Here is a 24484-nt window from a genome sequence, read left to right on the forward strand (position 1 = left end):
ACTTGTTTTTAAGATTTTTAGACATTTTTAACATTGTTCCTATACACCCCTGGCGGATATCCTTCTTCTCTTTTGAAAAATTGATTAAAATAATACTCGCTAGAAAAACCCAGTACATTGGCGATTTCTTTAATGCTCAATCCTGTATTTTTTAATAAATCTTTGGCCTTTTTAAGCTTTATAGAATTGATCAAACTTTTAGTAGAACCACCTGTCTTTTTTCTCACTATCCTGCACACCTGTTTATCGCTTAAATGCATGTAGTTCGCTATATCCACTGTTGTAATATTGCTTGAAATATTATCTTCGATAAATTTTTCAATCATAGTAAACCTATAATCATCCTCCTTCGCCTTTAACGGAACGTTATACGTCACCACACTATTTTTGCTTATAGCCCTTGTAGCCATAGTTATTATTATAGAAGCCAAACATTTTATATTGTTGTAAAAACCAATTTTTTGGTTGTCTGCTTCTTCCAATGCTAGATTAAAATATTCTATAGCGTTATAACAATCCTTGATAGGTATACAACTTGCAGATGATAACACTTTAAGAATATTATCCGCTTCAGAAAAACCGTTATCCATTTTCATTTTCTTAAAATCACAATTTATACTGTACTCAACATAATGTCCATTTCCAATAGATTTTTGTTCATGGTATATACCAGGAGCCGTTACATAAAATTCCCCTTCTCTAGCCACAAATTGTCCATCATCCAGTACCACAATACAAGCACCCGACGAGACAAAGTGAAATTCAAAGCTAGAATGAGTATGTCTGTTGATACTCCAAACCCCATTTAAGTCCATTACTCTAAACCACAAAATGTCAACGACTATGTTATCTATGGTTATCTGGATATCCAATTCCGACAACTTTTTTGATGCTTTGACAATATCCATTATTATCCCTCACCAAAAATTACAAATGTGTTTTTACTATTTAACTTTATAATAATATAATACCATATAAAAGAGACGCTATTGTTTTTTATATAACATTTGTTATAATATCCTTAAAGTTTTAGTAATCTAAAGTTTTAGCAATCAATCCTTCTCTGTCAAAATCGCAGGTTTTATAGTCCAGGCCTGAAGTTTTCCCAGGTTGATTAAATCTGGTGCTGAAAATTTTTCAGGAAATATAATCCAGTTCCAGCATCTACTGTCATCTGCTACACATCTGTCTATGCTGTATTCCTTTACTCTCTGTACCCCAATGCTAGATATTTCTTTTAAAGGCCTTTGAGCAATGTATGCCATCGTCATCAAAAACTCTCCTGAATTAACATTAAGGTCCCCTACTGGTATCATATCAGGAACCCTATTGTGAGCCTCCATATAATTCCATGCCCACTGACATGCTTTTTTCATACTTTCCAAGCTTACTATCTTTCCAGCGTTAGACTCTCGATTATCTATTATCGGGCAATCGATAAATTTAGCCTTTAAACGAGCTTTGCCATCACTGGCTATGTACCCTGCCAAAAGATAAAACACTTCCGCAGGAGACAATGCCCACTTGTCCTGTGCTACCCAATCTATCCTACCTTCTAAAGCCTCTGCAATGTGCATTATTTCTTCAGGTCCGAAATATATATCCCTTGATCGGTCTTTATAATGAGATGTTAGTTCACTGGCAGTAACGGCCACTACATCGCATTGAGATGCTATAAAGCTGACGTATTGGCTGAAATTATAAAAATCTTTTTCCATTACATCCGCAGGCCTGGGGTTCGGTAACTTTAATTTATCATCAGGAGCGTTTACACCTCTTGCATAATTGATTCCATCCCAGAACTCCGAAGTATTAAATTCACATGGATGGTAGTATATGCTTATAGTGCCACCGCCTCTGCTTCTCAATCTGTTGTAAACTTCCATAAATTTCTCTTTAGCCTTTTCGAGATATTCGTCCTTACCTCCCAGCTGCATCCTTATACAGTTTTCACCCATGTTAAATACGTGGAGGAGCCCACCATACCAGAAAGGTTGATTACCCAATCCTATATGTATACCCTCATCCAAGTATACTGGCACGTTCCACTTTCGCAGTGTCTTGTAGCATTGCGGGGCCCATGCTGCACCCGGTTGACCGTAGCAAGAAGGTTGCACCTTAAATATACCCATCAAATCCTTAAGTCCATCTCCTTCCATTTTCTCAAATTCTTCAGCCCCTCTCTCAAGGTCAAGCCCCCTTAAATACTCCGTGACCACCGGATGTTTACTGTGGTAATTGCTATGATACCCTATTTCATTATCCTTGAGAGCTTTTATGACATCATATCTTCCTCTCCTTTGCAAAACCCTGGCTTTTTCTCCTACCACTTTAAATGTAGCTTTAAACCCATTTACAGTAAAAATATTAGCTAATCTGAGAGCAGAATCATCGCTCTCAGGAGTTATGTAATCTTCAGTATCAAACCAAAACACAACCAACACCTTAGACATTTATATCTTCCCCCTTCTTACACGTTTTTTTCTGAACTTCTAAAATATCATCAAGGTTTTGTTCGATTATTACAAGTATATCTATATCGCTTATTTCAGGATTAAAACACCCCATCGCAAGAGAACCGTGTAAGTATATGCCCACCATATTGTCTTTAAGACAGCATTTTACATCTTTCAATAATCCGTTTATCTGATTATGAACGTTTTCAGGGCAATTAAACCAACTGTACTGAGCCATTATATACACCTTCTCAAACATTCTTAATTTATCAAACACCTCTCGTTTATAGAGGGAGGACTCCTGTTTTATAACTTATACTATGATTATATTTAATCATTACCGTGAACGCAACAACCGCAATAAAGCTATAAACGCTTAGTTTACGTCGTGCCAGACTTGTGAACAAGTCCAGCCTCATTCCAGAACTTAACAACCTGTGCTTTTATTTCGTTTTCATCCTTTACTATTTTAGGACTCCACTCTGGTGGAAATAATCTTTTATATATCCAATGGGTAAAGCGCTCATCTATGAGAAGGATAATACCCCTGTCCCGTTCGGTGCGTATAACCCTCCCCGCCGCCTGCAAAACTCTATTCATACCAGGATAAATATATGCATACTCAAAGCCTTTACCATTAAGCTTCTGATAATAATCCTTTATGATATCTCTCTCAAAGCAAATCTGTGGAAGCCCTACCCCAATTATTATAACACCCAAAAGTCTGTCACCTGTAAGATCTATTCCCTCGCCAAAGATTCCGCCCATTACAGCAAAGCCTATGGTATAACATTCATTATTTTCACAAAAATAATTTAAAAACTCTCTCCTTTCTCCTTCCGTCATATTTGGATCCTGCCTAAGGGTTTTTATATTAGGATACTTCTCTACAAATCTCTCGTATACATTATACATATACTCATAAGAAGGAAAAAATACCAGGTAATTGCCTCTTTTCCCAGATATTGATGCAAATATAATATCCGGAATTACACTATAAGACAGCTTTCTTTCATCATATTTAGTAGAAACAGAATTATCAATCAAAAGACACATGTTCTCCCGTGGAAATGGCGAAGCAAGCTTTAATCTGCTACAAACTTCATCATCTGCGCACCCAAACATTTGCTGAAAATAGTCAATGGGTGTTAATGTAGCAGAAAAGAAAATCGCAGCTTTACCTCTATTTAATGCTTTATTAATAAGCTTTGAAGGATCAACGCAGAATATCTTTAGCTTGATCTCATCTTCGATTTTTTCAGCATAAGTAACATACTTTTCATCATACAACTCGTATATCCTGATAAAGGTATAAATATCAAAATATAACTTCAATAATTCCTGACGAAACGGCGCATTTATTTCTTTTTTAAGCCATAACTCGGCCTTCTCTATAAAATTCCTCAAAATGCCATAAATCTCATCGGGTACTTCCTTTTGTATGAAGAAATTTCCCTCGCCGCACGCCTTTCTTAACTTAAGCATATACTTATTCATTTTAAAAAGAGACTTTGCTATGTCTGGAAGCTCATTTTTTATTGTTTTTTTGAGATGTAATATCTTTTTTTTATACAGTTCAGCAGAAAACATCTCTCTAGCCCTATCTACCAGATTATGTGCTTCATCTATTAAGAATACGTAATCGGTTTTATTATCAAAATGCCTCCTAAGATATGCCTTAGGATCAAAAACATAGTTATAATCGCACATTATAAAGTCAGACCAAAGCGACAGATCCAGCGAAAATTCAAATGGGCAAACTTTATGCTTTCGGGCATATATCTCTATTTTTTCACGGGTAAATGCATCTTCTTTAAATATATCTCTTATAGCATCCTTTACACGATCAAAATGACCTTTGGCGTAGTCACATTTCTCAGGATCACAGGTTATTTCACCATTAAAACATATCTTCTCCTTTGCGGTTATAGTAAGCCTTTTTATCCTGAGCCCACCCTGGCTTAGCTTATCTAAGGTCTCTTCGGCCACTGTAATATTAGTATTTTTTGCAGTGAGATAGAATACCTTCGATGTTAGCCCCTCCCCTATAGCTTTAACAGCAGGAAATATAGTAGCAATAGTTTTTCCTATTCCTGTAGGTGCTTGTACAAACAATTTTTTGCCATTTTTGATGGCATTATATGTGGCTACCGCTAACTTCCTCTGTCCTTTCCTGTATGAAGCATAAGGAAACGATAATTCCTTAATTGATTTGTCCCTTATATATGCCCAGTCTCTTAAAAGTTTTGCCCATTCGACGTATTTGCTTATAACTTCGTAAAAGAATAGCTTTAATTCATCAAAGCTACATCGCCTTCTGAATCTTTTAATTTCTCTTGTACCTATACTGTAATACGTAAGCTGTACATCAATATATGCAAGATTATTCTGGACGGCATAGATATACGCATAACACTTGGCCTGACCCCAGTGCAAATCATTACCATCATCTATTTCTTCTAAATCCTTTTCAACGGTTTTTATCTCATCAATGACGACACTACTTTCCTCTTCTATCACCCCGTCTATCCTACCGGTTATCTCTATTTTTATATCGTCTACTTCTATAGAATGTCTTACAGTAACCTCAGACTTGTATCCCTGAGCCTTTTGCAATAGCTTATGGCCTTTGATACCTTCGATAGCACCAGATCCAGTTGAAAAGCCAGATGTAATATCGCCTGACATAAGCACAAATTCTACCAATTCCCTTACCGATATATTGATTATTCCTTTCTTCATCACCCTGTACTCCAACTTTGCAAATTTACTTATAGTTTAACATAAAAGAACATTAACTTGTACTAGTAGTAAAATGAAAAAATTATAAAAAATAAACTGGACAATATGTCCAGTTTTGTATATTAATAATAGATATTTATTTGTGAATATTTTTCCTCACCACAATCGATACTGTATAAAACTTCACCTCTTCTTACTACACTTGCTTTTTTTCCATTTACTAATACCTGCGATGGTTCTTTTAGCGAAACAAACCCAAAACTACCAGCCTCACGACATACGATATTTACTTCCTCTTTCGAAACAGACACGCTCTTAATCACAGCCGGTGAAATATACTTATTTTCATTTCCAATCGCCGCAAAACCATCATTTAATGGTGAAACTATATACAATTGCACTCCATTCTCCTGTAGCGTAATATCAAGCGATTGATTCCTATCGAGGATATATATCTTCTTTGAAAAATACTCATATAATACAAACTTTTCGCCATCTATCCCTTCCACATCCGATGGCTTTATAGTTCCTTTTACTTCTATACCTGCGGTATTTATATTGAAAGCTGCTATAACCCCGTATTGTCCTGCCTTATTCCATATTTTCAAAGGCACAGCTTCGGCTTGCGGGTTATGATAAATGCAATCCCTTGTGGGCATACCAGGCATGTCGCACCTTAGCACTTCTCCGTCAGAATATACCAGAGGCCACAAAACGCTAAAATCTGTCTTCCCCACCTCATCGCTTATATAAACAGGTCCTCCGCTTACAGCTCTTAGTACAGCATTGTTTATTCCCTGTGGGTGCCTGGTCCAGAACATATCCCAATCTCCCCACAGAATGTGGCCCATTATAAATGAATTATAAACATTCTGAAGGGCATGCTCCCTAAAGCTATTTTCTATTTTGGGGAAGAAATCATCGCTGTTTCTGGAAACCGCCGAATAAGGTCTGTTCCACACTTCCTCCGTTGCCATACCCATGCAGTTTATTATTGCGCCTTCGAAATTCAGTCCCACCGATGCCTCTAACGCATTGTGCAGACCCTTTGCCGCCCTGGCAATATCCATATTATTTTTAACAAAAGATATAAGCGAACTCTGGTTATCCACCTTTACAAAATCTATACCCTTCTCCTTCAGCGATGAATGCCATGCATTCCAGAAACCAAATCCTTTATTTGCATCAGGATACGGTAGCAAACTGCCTCTTTTGGTCATGTATATATTATCTTTGTATTCCTTTGCTATCAAGCTATCAGGATGAATACCTGACCAGTATCCTTCAAAGGCATGCCATACTCCCAACCAATTCAGGCCGTATTCCTTTTTCAACCTGCTGCTCAATGATTGCAAGCCGCTGGGAAACTTATTCTTGTCCTCTTCAAATGATAATAGTTTCCCATCCTTTACCTCAGACCATCCGTCATCGATGATAAACCATTTTACAGGGAAATTTGACTTTTTAAACTCTTCTGCTTTATTAATAATACCTTTTTCATTTACATCATGGTAAAAAGCATCCCAGCTACACCATCCGAAATATTTAAATACATCCGGAAGTCTTCTTTCTTCTCTTGGTTTCCCTGATACTTTTAATCTTGAAAATACTATTTCTACCATATTATGAACCAGATGATATGGGTTTTCGTCAGCGCCAATGACAAATGAAAGCGTATCATAATTGTTGTGTCCACAATCGTATGTAGATACAATGGCGTTAAGTTTGCCACTTTTGCCGGCAAAATCTGTTTTACAGTTTCCCGAGCAAACAGATAAAATGCCATAATGGATGGAACCGTCGGTCCATGTCAAAGCTTGTGTTCTCTCGGGTAACTCTGTCAGGTTATTTGTAAAATACGGCCTTGTCCACCAGTCTTTAAATAGATATAATGCCATGGCTTCGCGCACATTTTTTACCTCGCCGATTTCCAGTATGACGCCCCCAACCGGCGCAAAAACATCTTTCTCTACTGCAGAATTAATAGATACCAATATCAATTGGTCAATGACATCAAAAGTGAGTTTCAACGTCAATCCCATATCTTCATCAGTATAGATATAGCTATTTCCATCAAAAGCCTTTAACTCAGGTACAATCTGAATATGATTCAAATTGACAACAGGTACTATATCCTTTATAACCAAACTCTCATTAAGGTATATATCGACTTTCCCATTGATATTTTTAATCAAAAACAACCTTATCACCTCCCATGAATTTATTATCCGTTTTACATCCACCCGTATTCATAGCCGGTTTCGTACATTGCCACAATGTTCTCTGGCGGACTTATAGATTGGATATTATGGCACGGTGCAATTATATACCCTCCATCAGCTCCCAGTATGCGTATGTTCTCTATAACTTCATTTTTCACTTCTTCAACGGAACCAAATGCCAGTGTGTACTGATTATCCACGCCACCGTGGAATATCAATTTGTCTCCAAAATCACGCTTTAAGCCCTCTCGATCCATACCATTGCATCTCCACTGCACAGGGTTCAATATGTCTATACCTATGCCTATTAAATCCGGTATAATCTTTCGTATGGCTCCATCGTTATGGTGGAACACGTATACGCCCGCCTCATGGGCCAAATCAATCATTCGCTTCATGCGCGGCAATAAAAATCGCCTGATCTGGTCTGGAGAATACATGAGATCGGTTTCTGCTCCCATATCCTCAGCGACGTATGAAAACGTAACCTTGCCAGGTATTTGCTCATATATCCTTAAAGTATTTTCATAGCAAAAATCGAACAACTTATCAAGGCAGTACTCTACAATGTCCGGATGCAATATTAAATCTATAAACGCTTGTTCCTGGCCTCGAAGGTTCTTATATATGAGAAATGGCTCAGAACCACCGCCCTGGACCGGATATTCCTCTTTTCCTTTTATTTGAGATGGAATAACACTATAATCAAACCAATCTACCGTTGGCCATACATAATTTCGCTCTATCTCCTCTACCGTCTCATACTGAGCCAGGGGATGATAAACGCACTCAGCATAAACTCCCCCATTGTATTCAATGTTCCTGTAACGGCAACCGTACATATCCGTATCCTTTTCCAATTTCGGACCAATATACGCCGGGCCTACTCCAATAGGCTTGTCAATATGCAATTTCTTATAAAGTTCTTCCTGACTGCTGCAATTTAAATATTTCATCAGTTTTTCATTGGCTTCAGCAGTAGCCCAATAATCCATGGGCAGTCTATCAGGTTTTTGTCTTTTCAATACCGCTTCCCATCTCTCCTTTGGAGTCATAGTTTCTTTCGGCAAGGCTATTATCCCCCTTTAAAATATCAGGATGTTCCATTCTATTTTACCACATCTACATATAAATGGAACACCCTGAAAAGTTTTTACCCTTTTAAGCCCGTCATGGTAATACCTTGTATAAATGTCTTCTGCGTGAAGAAAAACAGGATAATAATCGGAAGTGTAAATACCGTCGCTGCAGCATTTAAAAGTCCCCATTGGGTTCCGTAACTGCTTACAAAAGACTGTAATCCCAATGATACAGTAAACTTTGCCTGATCATTAAGATATATCAGTGGGCCCATAAAATCATTCCATGCCCCTAGAAATTGAAATAATGTCACAGTAGCTAATGCAGGTTTTGCCAATGGCAAAATTATCTGCCAGAATATTCTCCACTCAGAGCACCCATCGATTTTGGCTGCATCGGATAACTCAAAAGGTATTGTCATAAAAAATTGCCTGAGCAAAAATATGTAAAATGCATTTCCAAAAAAAGCCGGAACGGTTAGTGGCAAAAATGTATTAACCCAATCAAGCTTTTTAAATACTATAAACATGGGTATCATGGTGACCTGATATGGCAACATCATGGTACTTATCATTATTATAAATAGTATATCTCTCCCTGGCCATTGTATCCTGGAAAAGCCATATGCCACCAATGTGCAGGATAGCACAACACCTAAAACGGTAAAAATGCAAATTGTTAACGTATTTTTTAAGTACAAAAAGAACGGAACAAATGTCAACGCCTTAGGATAATTGCTCCACATAAACGGATGGGGAATCCATTGAGGCGGCCATTTAAATATCTGAGCATCCGGTTTTAATGATGTACTCACCATCCATGCAAATGGAAAAAAGAAAAGAATCCCTACCATGATCAACACTATATGTGCAATCAATTGCTTGATAAAATCTCTTCTCTTTTTTCTTACCCTCCACATTTCCTTGGCCATATTAATACCTCCAAAAATACATTATTCAGGGGGATTAAATCCCCCTTTTTGAAAAAATATTTTCTAAGCTTAAATTACTCCCCTGATGATTTAACCTTCTGATATTCGGCTTCAACCTCTTTTTGTAAATCTATCATGGCTTGTAAAGGTTGTTTCTTTAAATGTTTTACAAGGTCTTCAGCATTACCTATCCTATCAGACATATACTGCTGTACCGGTATAACAGGCGTTATCTGTAAATTCGGACTGGACATCAGATCAACAAACTTTTTCCTTTCAGGTATCTGTGCCACCCACTTCTGGTAATCCGGTTCCTCTGCAATCTTAGGTGACGCCGGCAACCAGCCTCCAGGAGGTAAGATATCCTTTGCAGCTACCTGCTCATTTTTATATCCTGTCAACCATAATACGAACTGCACTGCCTCTTTTGGATGTTTCGTACCTTTAGGTATTATATTGAAGTTACCATTTATCCAGCTGGCATTGGGCTTTCCACCATCTTTTGGGTATGGAAGAGGTATGACGCCATACTGTAGATCAGGCGCATATTTTTGTATATCTATAAGCCTCCACATTCCATCAACAGCAAAGGCTACTCTGCCGCTCAAGAATGGCCATAAATTATTTAACGTATTGGAATTGGACTTATTAAATGCGTCAACTTTGCTAATGTCGTATTTCTTTGAATACGACTGGAACCACTCCATGACCTTTACGTTTTGCGGATCTGTAAACGTAAACTTATCTGTGTTAGGATTATAGCCCTCATTTCCTCCAAAAGCCGTATCCCACAATGCCCACCAACCTGGGAAAAATCCTATCCTCTGTATCATACCGCGGCTATCATACTTCCACATCTTGGCCTGCATTGAATCCAATTCTTCAATGGTTTGCGGTGGCTTATTAGGATCTAAACCAACTTCTTCAAATATCTTTTTATTGTAGAACATCATAAAATCGTTCATAGAAAATGGCAGACCATATAATTTGCCCTTATATGTCCCTATCTCTTTACATATTGGATAGAGCCAGCTTTTCAAATCGTCTACTTTTTCCCCTATCTGTGGCATCAATTCATCATATGATAATATTGCACCCTTGTCTGCAAACGTAGCTATTATCATATTCCATTCAGTAAATACATCTGGTGGTGTCCCTGAAGCCACAGCTGTCAAGAATTTTTGATCGGCATTGCTTGGAATAGATACCGGTTTGACGTGTATATCTGGATGTGTTTTGTTGAACTGGTCAACAATGTTCTCTATGACTTTTTGCCAGTCACTTGTCCACATATGCCAGTAAGTTATTTCTACAGGTTGACCTTTTTTAGCAGCCTGATTTGCTGAGGTAGTTTTTTCGCCTGCCTTAGAAGCACTGGTAGTCTTAGACGAGCTTCCTCCCCCACACGCCGTGAGGCTCAAAATCATACCAGCTATCAATATAACCGCTATAAGTTTCTTAAACATAAATTTTTTACCCCCTTTAATATCATAATAAAATCATCTAGCACCGCCGTAATAAACCCATCTAGCTGAACTATTGAATACAATTAACGTGGCAATCAATATTATAACGAACAAAATCCATGCAAGAGCTGAAGCATATCCCATGTGCATATATCTGAAAGCGTTGTTGAACAGATACAACGAGTAAAACAATGTGGAATCCATAGGTCCACCCTGTGTCATAACATACGCCTGGGTAAAATACTGAAATGCTCCAATCATGCCCATTATAAGGTTAAAGAAAATCACAGGGCTTATCATTGGTAACGTTATGTATCTGAATTTGTGCCACCATACACCCCCATCGATTTCTACGGATTCATAAAGCTCCTGCGGTACATCTTGCATGCCTGCAAGGTATATGAGCATTGAGCCTCCCACACCCCACAAGCTCATCATTATCAAGGCAGGTTTGGACCACTTAGGGTCTATCAACCATCCTGGGCCCGGAATACCTAGGGATTGAAGAATACCATTAATTATCCCTATCTGTGGATCTAACATCCACATCCACAGCACAGATGAAGCTACAACCGGGACAATCGTGGGTAGATAGTATATGGTCCTATATACCGCCATTCCTTTTACTTTCATATTAAGCAGAGCTGCAAGTGCTATCCCAAATACCATGCTCAGAGGTACTGAAAAGATTGTATAATAAAACGTATTATAAAGTGACTTCCAGAAAAGGTTGTCCTTTGTAAACAGCTGCGCGTAATTAGAAAAACCCACCCATTTTGGAGGCGTTAAAACGTCATAGCTTGTAAAACTGTAGTAAAAAGAAGCTATAACCGGATACAGCGTAAACATAATAAAGCCCAGCAACCACGGAGAAATAAATAATAGACCCGCCTTTAAATTTCTCCTGGTTTCCTTCGAAAATCTCAACCTCCTGTACGGTAATCTTTGAACGTTCACCACCACACATCACCCCCCTTATTAATTCAATTAATAATCTTCATGTCCCATTTCCTATGAAATCGCTTTTTATTTTGCATCACTTCCTTTCTCTAGTCTAAGTTTATTTACTCTTTTAATATATAACCATTTGCCAACTTTCTCAAATGCCATTTTAGCTCAAATATTGCCGAAATAAACCATATTTTTTTTTTTTTGGAAATATCTCGTTCTCTCTTAAAATTACTCGCCTATTCTCGAAATTGCTCCACTTTTCGCAAAAAAGATTTAAATTGCTAAATAATAAAATCAATAATATAATATTAATAAAGGGGTGTACTTATGCTTAAAAGAAATTTTAAACCATTAAAAATGCAGTTCAAACACAAAAATGTATTTTATATAGCATTAGATGGCGTCGCTGCCATTGCTGCCTTTAACATCTTTCAGCCTTTTGTTCAGATGTTTGGCAAACATTTGGGAGCCAGCGATTTTCAGATAGCCCTTATAAATTCACTGCCGGCTTTAGCCAGCATATTCGTATTGATACCGGGTGCTTACTTTATTGAGTCAGCAAGATCAAAAAAATCGATTACCATAAAGTTGGTCTTTATGACCAGTTTGTTTTACGTACTTATATCGCTGGTCCCATTTATAGATAGTAACGTAAAGTCATGGATTTACGTCATATTGATAGGCCTTATGAGCGTTCCCAGCTCCATATTTAATACATCATGGCAGTCATTTTTCTCAGACGTATTTAAAGGAAAAGTGCGAAATTATGCCTTCGCCATAAGGAATAAATACGCCACATTAATAGGTCTTATAACGACATTGCTGGCAGGCCAAATCCTCACAAACCTACCAAAAACGGATACTCAGAGGATTTACGTCTACCAGGCTTTCAGCATACTGGCTTTTTTATTTTTGATGATGGAGATACATTTTTTATCAAAAATCGATTCTCCTCCATCAAAACCTGATAATGCTGAAAAACCAACCTTACCTAAATGGGCAGATATAAAATCCAATAAGCGTTTTTTAATATATACCATTACGTCATTTATATATTATGTCTCATGGCAAATGGGCTGGCCGCTGTTTTTCTTCTATCAGGTGGACTTTCTTCACGCCAATGAATTGTGGTTAGCTATAATAAATGTTGCAGGAGCTATTACATCCGTACTTTCATTTACCATGTGGAATAGGATTATATCAAAATATGGAAATAGCTTTGTGCTTATAATAGCAGCTGCCGGTATAGCTATAAACCCTATACTTTTTGTAACTGCTCACTCACTCATTACTTTGACGATAATTAACGCATTTATAGGCATATTTGGTGCTGCTTTGACTTTAACTCTATTTAACAACCTATTGGAAGTAGTGCCTGATAAATCCAAAACCATGTATATCGCCTATTACAATACGTTGATGGGTATCTCGGGGTTTGCTTCACCTATTATCGGTGAATGGCTGTACAAAATTACAAATATTTATTTCGCTATGAATTTTATAGGTATTTTTAGATTTATAGGAACATATATATTCTACCTCCGTTATAAAAGAGAAAAAATTAGCAGGGATAAAAAATAATCTTTATTCACCCCCATCATCTATAATATCAGCAGGGTTCCGCATCTCATTGTCTTTCTTCTCGCCAGGAGAAAAAGTAGCCCTGTATTCTTCATTGCTTATTTGCTCCACTGATTCCACAATGCCCGTTTCTTCATCATCCAGTACCCCAATATAGTCCCCGGTGCCAAAGCTAGGATCGCTGTCAGGTATAGAATACCTGGCAACAGCCTGCCATGAATCTTCTGCATCAAACTCTGTATCTCTTTTTACAGAGCGATCGTTAAATCCATAACCAGGGGAAATGGCATCCTCTTCAACGGGTCTTCCTGATAAATCTAACTCATGAAGATGAACCTCATTTTGTTTTTCGCACTCTATACATAAGGATGCATAAGGTAGAGCATCAAGTCTTTCCTCTTCAATAGGTTTTCCACAATGTCTGCATATACCATAACTTCCTTTATCTATTCTTTCAAGAGCATCGTTTATTTCTTTCAATATGTGCTTTTCATGAGCTACCAGCGCGTAATTTTTTTCTTGCTCATAGGTCTCCGTACCTATATCACCAGGGTGATTATCATATAGCGAAAGTTCTTCAATAGCATCCCTCTGTCCTTTGTTTATGTCATAAATATCCATGTGTTTTAATCTATTTTCAGTGTCCTCTTTTAATTCCAGAAGCTTGTGTTTAAAATATTCTATATCCAACTTATATCACCTCAGCTTTATATTGCCTTATAATCTTCATATTTATACTTTAACAGGATACGAAAAACAAAAAAGCAGGGACACAAAATCCCTGCGCAGCATGCAAGAACTTATAAGTTCTGTTGTACTATTTTTACAATCTGAGCTATCACATTTCCTATTACAGGTATGTTGAGTGTTACTAACTTTTGTAAAAAATATATCACGATAGCCCCCAGGATTGTAAAACCCACTGCCATGCCAAGACCCCTATAAACTCCGCCTATGAAATTAAGCCAGAAAAGTCGCCACGGACTCTGAAGCAATTCCATGTAATCCACAAGCTTTAATTTTTCCATCACGATACCCATGTCATCAAGCTTTTTTTCTATAAATTTAGCAAGCTCTTCGTTATTCACATATCCCACCTATACATATTATTCCCAGTATCTTAACATCCTACACACAATTTCACTGGAATTATGGGCTGCCATATCCGTAAATTCCTCAAAAGATATATTTGATTCTTCATCAGCCTTATCCGAAATACCCCTTATAATCACAAAAGGTACTGCATTTAAATAAGCACAATGGGCAATCGCTGCGCCTTCCATTTCAACGGCATAGCCATTAAATGCGCGTTTTAAAAAATTTACCTTCTCCGAACTGTTTATAAACTGATCCCCTGACACTATAGGGCCAACAAGTACTTTTTTGTCTTTCAAAACTTCTTTACTGGATTTTACTGCCAGGTCTATCAAGCCCTTGTCAGCTTTAAAGACGCTTTCATCCATATCAGGAATCTGGCCCAGACGATAACCCAATGCTGTCACATCCATATCGTGTTCAATAAGCTCGCTGGATACCACCACATCTCCCGCCTCTAACTCAGGTAAAAGCCCACCTGCAACTCCTGTATTAATAACTGCTTTCGTATCAAATTCATCTATTAAAACCTGGGTACATACCGCGGCGTTGACCTTGCCAACGCCGCATTTCACCACAGCTACATCCTTTCCTTCCAGTTTCCCGCTATAAAAAACCATTCTGGCCTTTTTAATCTCTTTTACATCTGTCATGCGGTCTATTAATAACTGCACTTCAATGCTCATAGCACCAATAATTCCTATCATTTTCGGTCACCCCTTTCAACTTATGTTTTCTACACAGCGTGCACATATGGTCGGATGTTCTGGATTCTGTCCTACCGTCTCGCTGTACATCCAACACCGTTCACATTTCTCTCCAGGGGCAGTAGAAACCACCACTTTTCTATCAGTGCCTTCCATTGGCTGATGCAATACCACTTTTGACACGATAAATATTGTTGATAACTGATCTTCATACCGCTTTAGCAATTCGTATTCACTTTCGTCGGGATATATATCCACCTGGGCGTTTAAAGAATGACCTATAACTTTATTGACTCTGGCCTCTTCCAATGCTTTCGTAACCTCGTCCCTGAACGATATCAAAAAGTTCCACCTTTTCTCCAGCTCTTCATCATTATATCTGTCTTCATAGACAGGCCAATCACACATCTGAACACTCTCATATTTATCCGGGCCTATTTCTCTCATAAACTTCCATATCTCTTCTGCTGTAAATGTCAATATAGGTGCGATCATTTTAACGAGCTTATCCAGGATGATATATATCGCTGTTTGAGCGGAACGCCTACCTGTGGAATCTGGCTTATAGGTATACAATCGATCTTTAATTATATCAAGGTAAAAATTACTCATGTCAACAACACAAAAATTGTGGATAGCATGGAATATAGAGTAAAACTCATAATTATCGTAAAACCCCGTCACTTTTTCTACCAGCTTGTTTACCCTTAAAAGAGCCCATCTATCTATTTCATACATATTTTCATAATCTACCTTGTTTTCCTCATATCTAAAATCAAATAAATTTCCCAAAATGAATCTGGCAGTATTTCTTATTTTTCTATAAACCTCTGTCATCTGTTTTAGTATATTTTCAGATATTCTCATATCTGAGGTATAATCAGCAGATACCGTCCACAGCCTCAACACATCAGCGCCGTATTTTTCTATAACCTCCATGGGGTCTATACCATTGCCAAGAGATTTAGACATTTTTCGCCCTTGCCCGTCCACCACAAATCCATGAGTCAATACGCTCCTATATGGTGCTATACCCCTGGTAGCTACAGATGTCAAAAGGGATGACTGGAACCATCCTCTGTGCTGATCACTTCCCTCCAAATATAGATCTGCAGGCCATCTGAGTCCTGGAGTATGTTCAAGCACAGCTCTGTGGCTAGACCCTGAATCAAACCATACATCCATGATATCTGTCTCTTTTCTGAAATCTCTGGAGCCACATTCGCATTTTACATCTCCAGGCAGAATTTCACTGGCCTCCATCTCAAACCAGGCATCAGATCCTCTTTTTTCAAACAATTTTGCTACTGCTTCTATTGTACGATCATTTATGATGGCTTTTCCACATTGTTTACAGTAAAATATAGGTATAGGAATACCCCAGATCCTCTGCCTGGATATACACCAATCGTGCCTATCTTTTATCATATTGGATATACGCTCCTGACCCCATTGAGGTATCCACCTTACGCTGTCTATAGCTTTCAAAGCCTCATCTCTAAAGCCATCTATAGAGGCAAACCACTGTTCTGTCGCCCTGAATATTATGGGGTTTTTACATCTCCAGCAATGAGGATATGAATGTTTAAGGGTATTTTTAAACAGGAGGGCATTTACTTTTTTCAGGTCTTCTTGAATAACACTGTTTGCTTTTTCATAGTATAGTCCTTCGTATTTACCAGCTTTTTCTGTAAAGTATCCTCTATCATCAACAGGGTTCAATACTTCAAGGCCGTATTTCATCCCCACTATAAAGTCTTCTTCGCCATGTCCCGGAGCTGTATGAACACAACCTGTACCTGCATCGTTAGTAACATGATCGCCTAAGATTATAACTGAATTTCTCTCTATCAAGGGATGTCTTGTCTGTATACCTTCCAGATCTCTACCTTTAAAATTGGCCAGTATCTCATATTCCTGTGGCAGCTCTGCATCTTTTACTACCATATCTATCATATCGTGGGCCAGAACATAAACTTCTTCGCCAAATTTAACTAATGAATATTCGAATTCAGGATTTAAACATATGGCCAGATTTGCAGGTAAGGTCCAGGTAGTTGTAGTCCATATGACAAAATACACATCGTCTAAATTCTCGACATAGGGTTTAAATAGTCCCTTATCATCGGTAACTCTAAACTTTACGTAAATCGCATCAGATTTATGGTCAGCGTATTCTATTTCAGCTTCAGCCAATGCGGTCTCACAGGTTGGACACCAGTATACAGGCTTTAAACCCTTATATATATACCCTTTTTTAGCCATCTCGCCAAATATTCTTATCTGTTCTGCCTCAAAATGCGGATCCAAAGTTAGATAAGGATGCTCCCAATCTCCCCTTATACCCAATCTCTTAAACTGTTCTTTTTGCTTTTCTACCTGACTCAGAGCATAATCCCTACAGAGTTTCCTGAATTCAACAGGAGATGTCTCATGCCTTTTTATTCCCAATTTCTTTATTGCTTGCTGCTCAATTGGCAAACCATGGGTATCCCATCCTGGTACATAGGGTGCAGCATACCCCTTCATAGTCATATACTTAACTACAATATCTTTTAGCACCTTGTTTAAAGTATGGCCCAGGTGTATATCGCCGTTGGCATATGGTGGGCCATCATGAAGTATAAATTTGTCAGCGCCCTCTCTCCTATTTAACGTCTTTTCATAGATATGTATTTCTTCCCAATACTTTAATATTTCCGGTTCTTTTTTTGATAAATTAGCTTTCATCGGAAAATCTGTCATTGGAAGATTTAACGTCTTGTTATAGTCCATCCACCTTCTCCTTTCTCGTTTATTATTATATATAGGATATAAAAAAACTTTCGCCATCTGGGGCGAAAGTCTCCGCGGTACCACCCATTTTATCATAAGAATGATCACTCATAAACTTTAACGGTACAAAAACCGGAAAGGCTTACTACTATTTCAGCCCTCAGCTCCAGAGTGATTTTCCACAATATTCTGTCATGGCTCGCACCTGCCGCCATTTCTCTTAAGACACGAATATTGTGTACTCTCTCTTTCATAGCCTTTGACTCTATTCTATTGTATCGGTCCTATCACTGCTCCTAGAAACCTCTATATCATCGAATTTCTCTTTATTATTACTTTTATCAAAAATCATCTCGTCTGTCAATACCCTGAGTTCCGCTTCTAACAATGTTTTAAACTTTAATTTAAACTCTAACATCTGTTTCTTTATATTTTCATACTCCTTTTTGATCTCGATAACTTCCTGATTGGCTTTTTCGATGATCCTTCTGGCTGTCTCTTCAGCTTCTCTTATGATATTTTCTGCCTTTTCTTTTGCATTAGCAGTCATTTCATCAGCAGTTTTTTGAGCCATCACCAGTGTATTATTCAAAGTCTGCTCCAGCCCAATGTAATTTTGAAGTTTATCATTTAAAAGACCTATACGGTCTTTTAACTCCAAATTTTCTTTATACAGCTTTTCATAGTCTTCTATCACTTCATCTAAAAATTCATTGACCTCTAATTCATTGTAACCTCTAAAAGCCCTTCGAAATTCTTTGTTGTGAATATCCATAGGTGTTAACATGCTCATATCCCCCCTGGCTATATGTATTTTTTTATTGATACAGCTATCCTATCCTTTTTCGTGGTTCCTTTTATGCTATCAAAAATAGCCCTTCCATGACCTCTAAACGAGAGGGTATCTCCTTCTTTTACTATATAAGCAGGATCCGATACTTCCACCCAATTTACTCTGACAAAACCCGATTTTATAAAATCCTGCATCTTAGTCCTGGAGGTAGAAAAAGCTACACTTGCTATGCTATCCAATCTTAATGAAGCTACCACCGCTTCAATTTCCTTCATCTTTTTCTCAACAGGCATAATCTCGTTAATATCAATCTCTGTTGTATGTACGTTTACCTTTCCTACCCTTGTTAAATTATGTGTAACATAACTTATTATATCCTTTCTGATTATTGCTTGACATCTATTATCATTAATTAAAATATCACCAACTTTCTCTCGTTTTATACCAAGAGCCATAATTGAACCCAATACATCCCTATGAGTTATATTTTCTTTTTTGAAATCTGCCGTAATTTCTATTGCACCGATTGGAACATCTATCTCATCTTCTGACAAAAAATCCGGGTATAGCACCACTAATTGTCTTTCAGCTCCTTCATATCCTCCTGAGGATAAAAACTGTACATCCCTTTCTTTTTCCACCATTTTAATCAACTTTGCCAGAACAGGCGGCTCAAGAAAATCCGTAGACTTCTCCTGCTTCCTTTTCTTTACCCAGTTGATCATATCTAAAAACCTAGTCTCATCCACATCAACATAACTCCTTACTTTATTAGTTTAAATTAATAACAATAAATGCATTACAATAGGTCTTACTATATACTGTATAACTAAAAGCGCTATAACCGGTGAAAAGTCCACCATCATGCCATGACCTATCGATGAGCGCATAAACATATTTCTAAATGGTGCTAATATCGGTTCTGTAAAGTTGTATATAAACCTTACAACAGGATTGCGATAATCAACCCTTACCCATGACAGCAATACCCTTATAATAATAGCCCAATTTAGCACTTCAAAAAAAATGGACACCGTCTGATATAATACCCAATTAAACAAGCTGTCTCCTCCATTCTCGCTATATTTTAAAATATGCTCTTAATTATCGCCTGCTAAAATATTTTCTATATCAACATTACTAGGCACCACCAAAAATATACCGCTTGAAATCTTCTTTACCACACCTTCGAGAGCATAAACAGCTCCCGCCAGGAAATCCAAAACCCTTTCCGCTTCATCTGGCTTCATATCCTGCAGGTTTACAATCACAGGCTTGCGCGCTTTCAGCTCATCGCATATCATAGTTACTTCATCGTAACTAACCGGCCTGGATATAATCACTTTAATATGTGAATTGGAATGTATATTTACTACCTTAGGTTTTTGCTTTACAAATGGCTCATAATTTTTGTTTTCATAGTCTTCACTGCGCTCTTCATCATCTTCACTTTCTTCCAGGCCAAGGTACGACATTATTTTTTCAATCACATTCACATTAATCCTCCTCTTTGTTATAATTTCTCGGCCCGAATATACCTGTACCAATCCTCACTATATTAGATCCCTCTTCTATAGCTACGACATAATCAGCCGTCATTCCCATAGAAAGGTATCGTGCATCTACAATAGGCGACTTCATTTCTTTCAGCTCATCATAAAGTTGTCTCATATGTTTAAAATAAGGCCTTGCTTCTTCTGGCTCTGAAACAATAGGCGCAACAGTCATCAAACCCTGTACACACAAATTATCAAATATTTCTAATTCCTTTATAAATTTTTTTAGCTCACCAGGCCTTATCCCAAATTTGGTCTCTTCACCAGCTATATTAATTTCTATAAGTACGTTTTGCTTTTTACCTATAGATTTTGCTCTTTTGTTTATCTCCTGGGCAAGCTTTACAGAGTCGAGCGAATGAATAAGTTCTACCTTGTCGATTATGTATTTAACTTTATTTACCTGTAAATGACCTATCATATGCCATTTCACCTTATCGCCTATGGCATCGTATTTTTGCACTATTTCTTGAACCCTATTTTCTCCAATCACTTCAATACCTTCTGCTATTGCTTCTTTTATCTTATCCGGTGAAATAGTTTTAGTCACAGCCATTAAAATAATATCAGAAGGATTTCTTCCAACCCTTTTACATGCATCAGCGATACGGTGCCTTATTAGCTCTATGTTATCTTTTATGCTCACTATTTTCACCTCGCCGGTAAATAATTACCTTATCATAAGCCTTAAGAGCATTGTTACCTTCTTGATTTTCTATTATAGCATATCCTCCATATGATGCTATAACTTTTACAGGGCAAAACACCGGTTTCTCCCTCAGTACATAAACGCCAATTTTCCCTTCTTTTTCTGTAAGGGCCGATTCGGGAATCTTCAGGCCCTCAGCATCATTTAAAATAATTTTTACCCTCTCAGTAGATTTTTTATAAAAATCCTTAACATAATACGTGGTATATAATACCACATGATATGTAGACTTTTCTCTTTTAACACTAGATACATAAAATTTCACGGGAACGCCATAATCAGAAAACTCTACACTGACCGAATCCCCCGGTTTAAAAACGTTTCTATTTGTATCAATACTTATGTACCATTTATAATTATCTATAAGTCCTACAACAGGCTGCCCTGCTGAAACATCCTGTCTATTTGAAATATAATGTAATAATCCAGGCTTTGTAGCCATCAATTCAACTGATTTTTTGTCTAACACGGACATAATCTCATCTTTTTGCCTCAAAAGCTGTATTACTTGATCAACATCCACCCCAGAAACTTTTGTAATCCGGCTTTTTTTATCGTTTAATTCCTGGATATCCTGCTTATATTTTTCAATACTTTTAGTATCGCCCTTCTTAATCGCATCCTGCAATCTATTTAAATTTTCGTCAATCATGTTGTTTATTTTAGCAATATCAGCTGTAAATACACCTTTATCCATATTTTTCATCTGGTCTATTTGCTTATCGATATCCTTTATCTTTTCTCTATAAATATGCGCTTCACTATCATCAATTCTCGCTACAACACTACCTTTACTAACTCTTTCTCCATCTCTTCCATATTTTATAAGTCTACCCCCAATAGGAGCATTTATTATTTCCTGATCATAAAATACGTGGGCATCTACATAAAAATGTTCCTCAATCCTGCCATAGGTTATGACACCGATCTTAGGAGCATTAAATTGAAATTTTAATATAAAATAAGCCAAAATAACAACGGTTGCAAATATAAACAGTGCTCTTATTTTTTTCTTCATATATCACACCACAATATCATTTTAGCAAAAAAATAATAAAATGTAAAATAAAAAAACTATCTTCTTCCGCGAAGATAGTTTTTGTTGGTCTGAGTGGCGAGACTCGAACTCGCGACCTCCACCACCCCAAGATGGCGCGCTACCACCTGCGCTACACCCAGATCATTTACAGAGGATATTATAAAACACAATCGTAAAAAAATCAAGTATTTCTTTTATAAGATAACAAAAAGTATTCCTCCGCCGCCTTCGTTTACTATTCTTTGTAAGGTCGTTTTTAACTTTTCCTGAACTTCTTCTGGCATATTTGTCAATTTACTTTTCATTTCTTCCTTTACAAGATCATCAAGGGACTTGCCAAAAAGATTAGCTTCCCATATTTTCTTGGGGTCATTTTCAAACTGCTGCATCAGGTAATTGGCAAACTCTTCACTCTGCTTTTCTGTGCCAACTATAGGGGATATCTCCGTCTGCAAATCCACCCTCATAATATGCAATGATGGAGCACTGGCCTTTAACCTGACTCCGAATCTACCACCTTGCTTTATGATCTGTGGTTCCTCCAGTTTTATCTCATCTGGCGACGGCATAACTACACCATAGCCTCTATTTCTAACTTCTTCAAGGGCATCAGACAATCTATCATATTCTTTTTTGGTATAAGCTAAATCCCTCAAGAGATTTATCAGCTGATAATCGCCTTTGATCTCATACCCTGAGACCTCGCTTAATATCTTAAAATACAGACCTTCAACAGGCTTTAACGTCACATTGATAATCCCTTCACCTAGATTTATATTATCCAGTGACCATTCCTGTATATGCTCGCAGTCTCCCAGCATATGGATGTAATCATTTACATCCCGTATCTTGTACATATCCTTTACCGTCTCTTTAACCCTTTCCATTATATCGCTTTTTAACCAATGCTCATTTTCCAGTACATCAACCCATTTAGGCAGATTAAAGTTGATTTCCCTGATCGGAAACTCGAATAAAACCTTTTGAAGGATATTTTTTATGTCGTCAGAATCCATTTTCATCACATCAAGGATCATTACAGGTACGTTATATTTTTCCTGCAGTATATCTCTTAAATTTTTAGTATCCTGTTCATTAGGCTTTATAGTATTTAAAATAATTATAAAAGGCTTGTTTATGTCTTTTAACTCCTTTACAACACGTTCTTCTGCTTCAACATAATTTTCTCTCGGTATCTCTGTTATACTGCCATCAGTTGTAACAAGTATACCTATAGTAGAATGCTCTGTTATAATCTTTCGCGTCCCCAACTCTGCTGCTTTTTCAAAAGGTATGTCTTCATCAAACCAGGGAGTCTTTACCATCCTTGGTTTTTCCCCTTCCATATACCCGAGAGCCCCTCTCACGAGGTAACCAACACTATCTATCATCCTCACCCTGAACCTGGTATTTTCCGCTATATTGATTTCCACCGCCTCATTGGGAACAAATTTTGGTTCTACAGTCATTACAGTTTTACCCGCTGCGCTTTGAGGTAATTCATCTTTCGCTCTTTCACGTTTGTAAGCATTATCTATATGAGGGATAACCAGTTGCTCCATAAACCGCTTGACAAAAGTAGATTTACCAGTTCGTATAGGTCCGATAACCCCAATATATATATCTCCGTCAGTGCGTTCGGCTATATCCTTATAAACGTCAAACTCCATTGGCTCCGACCTCCTCTATACATTATATCCATCTTATGATACATAGTTCTAACAGTACATATATATTAGAGCAGGTCGGAATTTATTACACGCTTATTCTTTGCCTAATTTTTAATACAATTTTATCTTAGATTCAGTCCCGCTAATCAGGCGACCTATGTTTGCCCTGTGCCTATAAACAGCCATCAATGCCATCACCACGCCAAACAGGACATATTGCCACGAACCATGAAAAATAGCAACAAAAATCGGAAATAAAATCGAACCAACAATAGATCCCAATGATACGTACTTTGTTATAATGATCACAATAATTCCTATTAGAAGAGAATATATTGCGGCAACAGGACTGAGCAAAAAAATCACGCCTATACTTGTAGCAATCCCCTTACCACCTTTAAAACCTAATTGTATAGGGTAATTATGCCCTAATATTACAGCAATACCGCATAAAATCGCAACTCCTGAGCTTTTAAATAAAAGCAACCCTAATAATACCGCTACCACTCCTTTTGCCACATCAAATAACAATGTTAACAAAGCCGCTGTTTTGCCTAGAATCCTTAATACATTAGTCGTACCAGGATTGCCACTACCGTATTTTCTTATATCATCGATTCCCCATAGCTTTCCAATGTAATACGCCGAATTAAATCCTCCAATAACATACGATGATATCAAAGCAATGATTATCAGCAATACATTCATTGC

General features: G+C 37.5%; 22 protein-coding genes, 1 tRNA gene and 1 other annotated feature. Of the genes, 1 reads left to right on the forward strand and 22 read right to left on the reverse strand.

Going from position 1 to position 24484, the window contains the following annotated elements; all coding sequences use genetic code 11:
• Window positions 1–17: 17 nt before the first annotated feature.
• From BUB87_RS00745 to BUB87_RS00785, 9 genes are all read right to left on the reverse strand, one after another.
• On the reverse strand, window positions 18–908 hold the full coding sequence (locus BUB87_RS00745) for a helix-turn-helix domain-containing protein (protein WP_073341173.1): 891 nt from the start codon (window positions 906–908) through the stop codon (window positions 18–20).
• A gap of 144 nt (window positions 909–1052) precedes the next feature.
• Window positions 1053–2453 (reverse strand): polysaccharide deacetylase family protein, encoded by a 1401-nt coding sequence (locus BUB87_RS00750; protein WP_073341174.1) that lies wholly within the window; start codon window positions 2451–2453, stop codon window positions 1053–1055.
• The gene (locus BUB87_RS00755) at window positions 2446–2694 is read right to left on the reverse strand and encodes a nucleotidyltransferase domain-containing protein (protein ID WP_084110751.1); all 249 of its coding nucleotides are present in this window, start codon (window positions 2692–2694) and stop codon (window positions 2446–2448) included. The genes BUB87_RS00750 and BUB87_RS00755 overlap by 8 nt, the downstream gene beginning before the upstream one ends.
• Before the next feature lie 143 nt (window positions 2695–2837).
• Window positions 2838–5198, reverse strand: coding sequence for an ATP-dependent DNA helicase (locus BUB87_RS00760; protein ID WP_073341176.1), 2361 nt, complete (start codon window positions 5196–5198; stop codon window positions 2838–2840).
• A 122-nt stretch (window positions 5199–5320) separates the two neighbouring features.
• On the reverse strand, window positions 5321–7399 hold the full coding sequence (locus tag BUB87_RS00765; protein WP_073341177.1) for a Sip1-related alpha-galactosidase: 2079 nt from the start codon (window positions 7397–7399) through the stop codon (window positions 5321–5323).
• Between the two features lie 32 nt (window positions 7400–7431).
• Complete coding sequence (locus tag BUB87_RS00770) at window positions 7432–8490, reverse strand: uroporphyrinogen decarboxylase family protein (RefSeq protein WP_073341178.1); 1059 nt, start codon at window positions 8488–8490, stop codon at window positions 7432–7434.
• An 83-nt stretch (window positions 8491–8573) separates the two neighbouring features.
• Window positions 8574–9431 carry a carbohydrate ABC transporter permease gene (locus tag BUB87_RS00775; protein ID WP_234945911.1) on the reverse strand — a complete coding sequence of 286 codons (858 nt, stop codon included), beginning with the start codon at window positions 9429–9431 and terminating at the stop codon, window positions 8574–8576.
• 74 nt (window positions 9432–9505) lie between these two features.
• On the reverse strand, window positions 9506–10897 hold the full coding sequence (locus BUB87_RS00780) for an ABC transporter substrate-binding protein (RefSeq protein ID WP_073341179.1): 1392 nt from the start codon (window positions 10895–10897) through the stop codon (window positions 9506–9508).
• Window positions 10898–10930: 33 nt separating this feature from the next.
• A complete protein-coding gene (locus tag BUB87_RS00785) occupies window positions 10931–11860 on the reverse strand; it encodes a carbohydrate ABC transporter permease (protein WP_234945912.1) in 930 nt (309 codons plus the stop codon).
• Window positions 11861–12175: 315 nt separating this feature from the next.
• On the opposite strand from BUB87_RS00785, the gene BUB87_RS00790 reads away from it, so the two are divergent.
• Window positions 12176–13429 (forward strand): MFS transporter, encoded by a 1254-nt coding sequence (locus BUB87_RS00790; protein ID WP_073341180.1) that lies wholly within the window; start codon window positions 12176–12178, stop codon window positions 13427–13429.
• A 3-nt stretch (window positions 13430–13432) separates the two neighbouring features.
• On the opposite strand, the gene BUB87_RS00795 is transcribed toward BUB87_RS00790, so the two are convergent.
• From BUB87_RS00795 to plsY, 13 genes are all read right to left on the reverse strand, one after another.
• Window positions 13433–14119, reverse strand: coding sequence for a TraR/DksA C4-type zinc finger protein (locus tag BUB87_RS00795; protein WP_073341181.1), 687 nt, complete (start codon window positions 14117–14119; stop codon window positions 13433–13435).
• Window positions 14120–14229: 110 nt separating this feature from the next.
• On the reverse strand, window positions 14230–14517 hold the full coding sequence (locus BUB87_RS00800) for a DUF5665 domain-containing protein (RefSeq protein ID WP_234945913.1): 288 nt from the start codon (window positions 14515–14517) through the stop codon (window positions 14230–14232).
• Between the two features lie 18 nt (window positions 14518–14535).
• A complete protein-coding gene (locus BUB87_RS00805; protein WP_073341182.1) occupies window positions 14536–15231 on the reverse strand; it encodes a 5'-methylthioadenosine/adenosylhomocysteine nucleosidase in 696 nt (231 codons plus the stop codon).
• Window positions 15232–15246: 15 nt separating this feature from the next.
• Complete coding sequence (gene ileS / locus BUB87_RS00810) at window positions 15247–18006, reverse strand: isoleucine--tRNA ligase (RefSeq protein ID WP_073341288.1); 2760 nt, start codon at window positions 18004–18006, stop codon at window positions 15247–15249.
• A gap of 55 nt (window positions 18007–18061) precedes the next feature.
• Window positions 18062–18269 (reverse strand) — a binding site (T-box leader).
• Window positions 18270–18271: 2 nt separating this feature from the next.
• The gene (locus tag BUB87_RS00815) at window positions 18272–18793 is read right to left on the reverse strand and encodes a DivIVA domain-containing protein (RefSeq protein WP_073341183.1); all 522 of its coding nucleotides are present in this window, start codon (window positions 18791–18793) and stop codon (window positions 18272–18274) included.
• 17 nt (window positions 18794–18810) lie between these two features.
• Window positions 18811–19548, reverse strand: coding sequence for a YlmH family RNA-binding protein (locus BUB87_RS00820; RefSeq protein ID WP_084110737.1), 738 nt, complete (start codon window positions 19546–19548; stop codon window positions 18811–18813).
• A gap of 27 nt (window positions 19549–19575) precedes the next feature.
• Window positions 19576–19860 carry a YggT family protein gene (locus BUB87_RS00825; RefSeq protein ID WP_073341184.1) on the reverse strand — a complete coding sequence of 95 codons (285 nt, stop codon included), beginning with the start codon at window positions 19858–19860 and terminating at the stop codon, window positions 19576–19578.
• A 39-nt stretch (window positions 19861–19899) separates the two neighbouring features.
• Window positions 19900–20301: a cell division protein SepF gene (locus tag BUB87_RS00830; protein WP_073341290.1), complete on the reverse strand. Its 402-nt coding sequence runs from the start codon at window positions 20299–20301 to the stop codon at window positions 19900–19902.
• Window positions 20297–20962, reverse strand: a complete 666-nt coding sequence (locus BUB87_RS00835; protein WP_234945919.1) for a YggS family pyridoxal phosphate-dependent enzyme — start codon at window positions 20960–20962, stop codon at window positions 20297–20299. The genes BUB87_RS00830 and BUB87_RS00835 overlap by 5 nt, the downstream gene beginning before the upstream one ends.
• Window positions 20963–20984: 22 nt before the next feature.
• Window positions 20985–22082 (reverse strand): biotin/lipoyl attachment domain-containing protein, encoded by a 1098-nt coding sequence (locus tag BUB87_RS00840; RefSeq protein WP_073341186.1) that lies wholly within the window; start codon window positions 22080–22082, stop codon window positions 20985–20987.
• A gap of 85 nt (window positions 22083–22167) precedes the next feature.
• Window positions 22168–22243, reverse strand: a tRNA-Pro gene (locus BUB87_RS00845).
• Between the two features lie 54 nt (window positions 22244–22297).
• Window positions 22298–23773, reverse strand: coding sequence for a stage IV sporulation protein A (gene spoIVA / locus BUB87_RS00850; RefSeq protein ID WP_073341187.1), 1476 nt, complete (start codon window positions 23771–23773; stop codon window positions 22298–22300).
• Window positions 23774–23884: 111 nt separating this feature from the next.
• On the reverse strand, window positions 23885–24481 hold the full coding sequence (gene plsY, locus BUB87_RS00855; protein ID WP_073341188.1) for a glycerol-3-phosphate 1-O-acyltransferase PlsY: 597 nt from the start codon (window positions 24479–24481) through the stop codon (window positions 23885–23887).
• Window positions 24482–24484: the final 3 nt, after the last annotated feature.

Origin of the sequence: Caldanaerobius fijiensis DSM 17918, assembly GCF_900129075.1 — a bacterium.
Taxonomy (GTDB): Bacteria; Bacillota; Thermoanaerobacteria; order Thermoanaerobacterales; family Caldanaerobiaceae; genus Caldanaerobius; species Caldanaerobius fijiensis.

Coding starts and splice junctions, on each gene's coding strand:
- BUB87_RS00745 (WP_073341173.1), bottom strand. CDS start 908: ATGGATATTGTCAAAGCATCAAAAAAGTTGTCGGAATTGGATATCCAG.
- BUB87_RS00750 (WP_073341174.1), bottom strand. CDS start 2,453: ATGTCTAAGGTGTTGGTTGTGTTTTGGTTTGATACTGAAGATTACATA.
- BUB87_RS00755 (WP_084110751.1), bottom strand. CDS start 2,694: ATGGCTCAGTACAGTTGGTTTAATTGCCCTGAAAACGTTCATAATCAG.
- BUB87_RS00760 (WP_073341176.1), bottom strand. CDS start 5,198: ATGAAGAAAGGAATAATCAATATATCGGTAAGGGAATTGGTAGAATTT.
- BUB87_RS00775 (WP_234945911.1), bottom strand. CDS start 9,431: ATGGCCAAGGAAATGTGGAGGGTAAGAAAAAAGAGAAGAGATTTTATC.
- BUB87_RS00780 (WP_073341179.1), bottom strand. CDS start 10,897: ATGTTTAAGAAACTTATAGCGGTTATATTGATAGCTGGTATGATTTTG.
- BUB87_RS00790 (WP_073341180.1), top strand. CDS start 12,176: ATGCTTAAAAGAAATTTTAAACCATTAAAAATGCAGTTCAAACACAAA.
- BUB87_RS00805 (WP_073341182.1), bottom strand. CDS start 15,231: ATGATAGGAATTATTGGTGCTATGAGCATTGAAGTGCAGTTATTAATA.
- ileS (WP_073341288.1), bottom strand. CDS start 18,006: ATGGACTATAACAAGACGTTAAATCTTCCAATGACAGATTTTCCGATG.
- BUB87_RS00815 (WP_073341183.1), bottom strand. CDS start 18,793: ATGTTAACACCTATGGATATTCACAACAAAGAATTTCGAAGGGCTTTT.
- BUB87_RS00840 (WP_073341186.1), bottom strand. CDS start 22,082: ATGAAGAAAAAAATAAGAGCACTGTTTATATTTGCAACCGTTGTTATT.
- spoIVA (WP_073341187.1), bottom strand. CDS start 23,773: ATGGAGTTTGACGTTTATAAGGATATAGCCGAACGCACTGACGGAGAT.
- plsY (WP_073341188.1), bottom strand. CDS start 24,481: ATGAATGTATTGCTGATAATCATTGCTTTGATATCATCGTATGTTATT.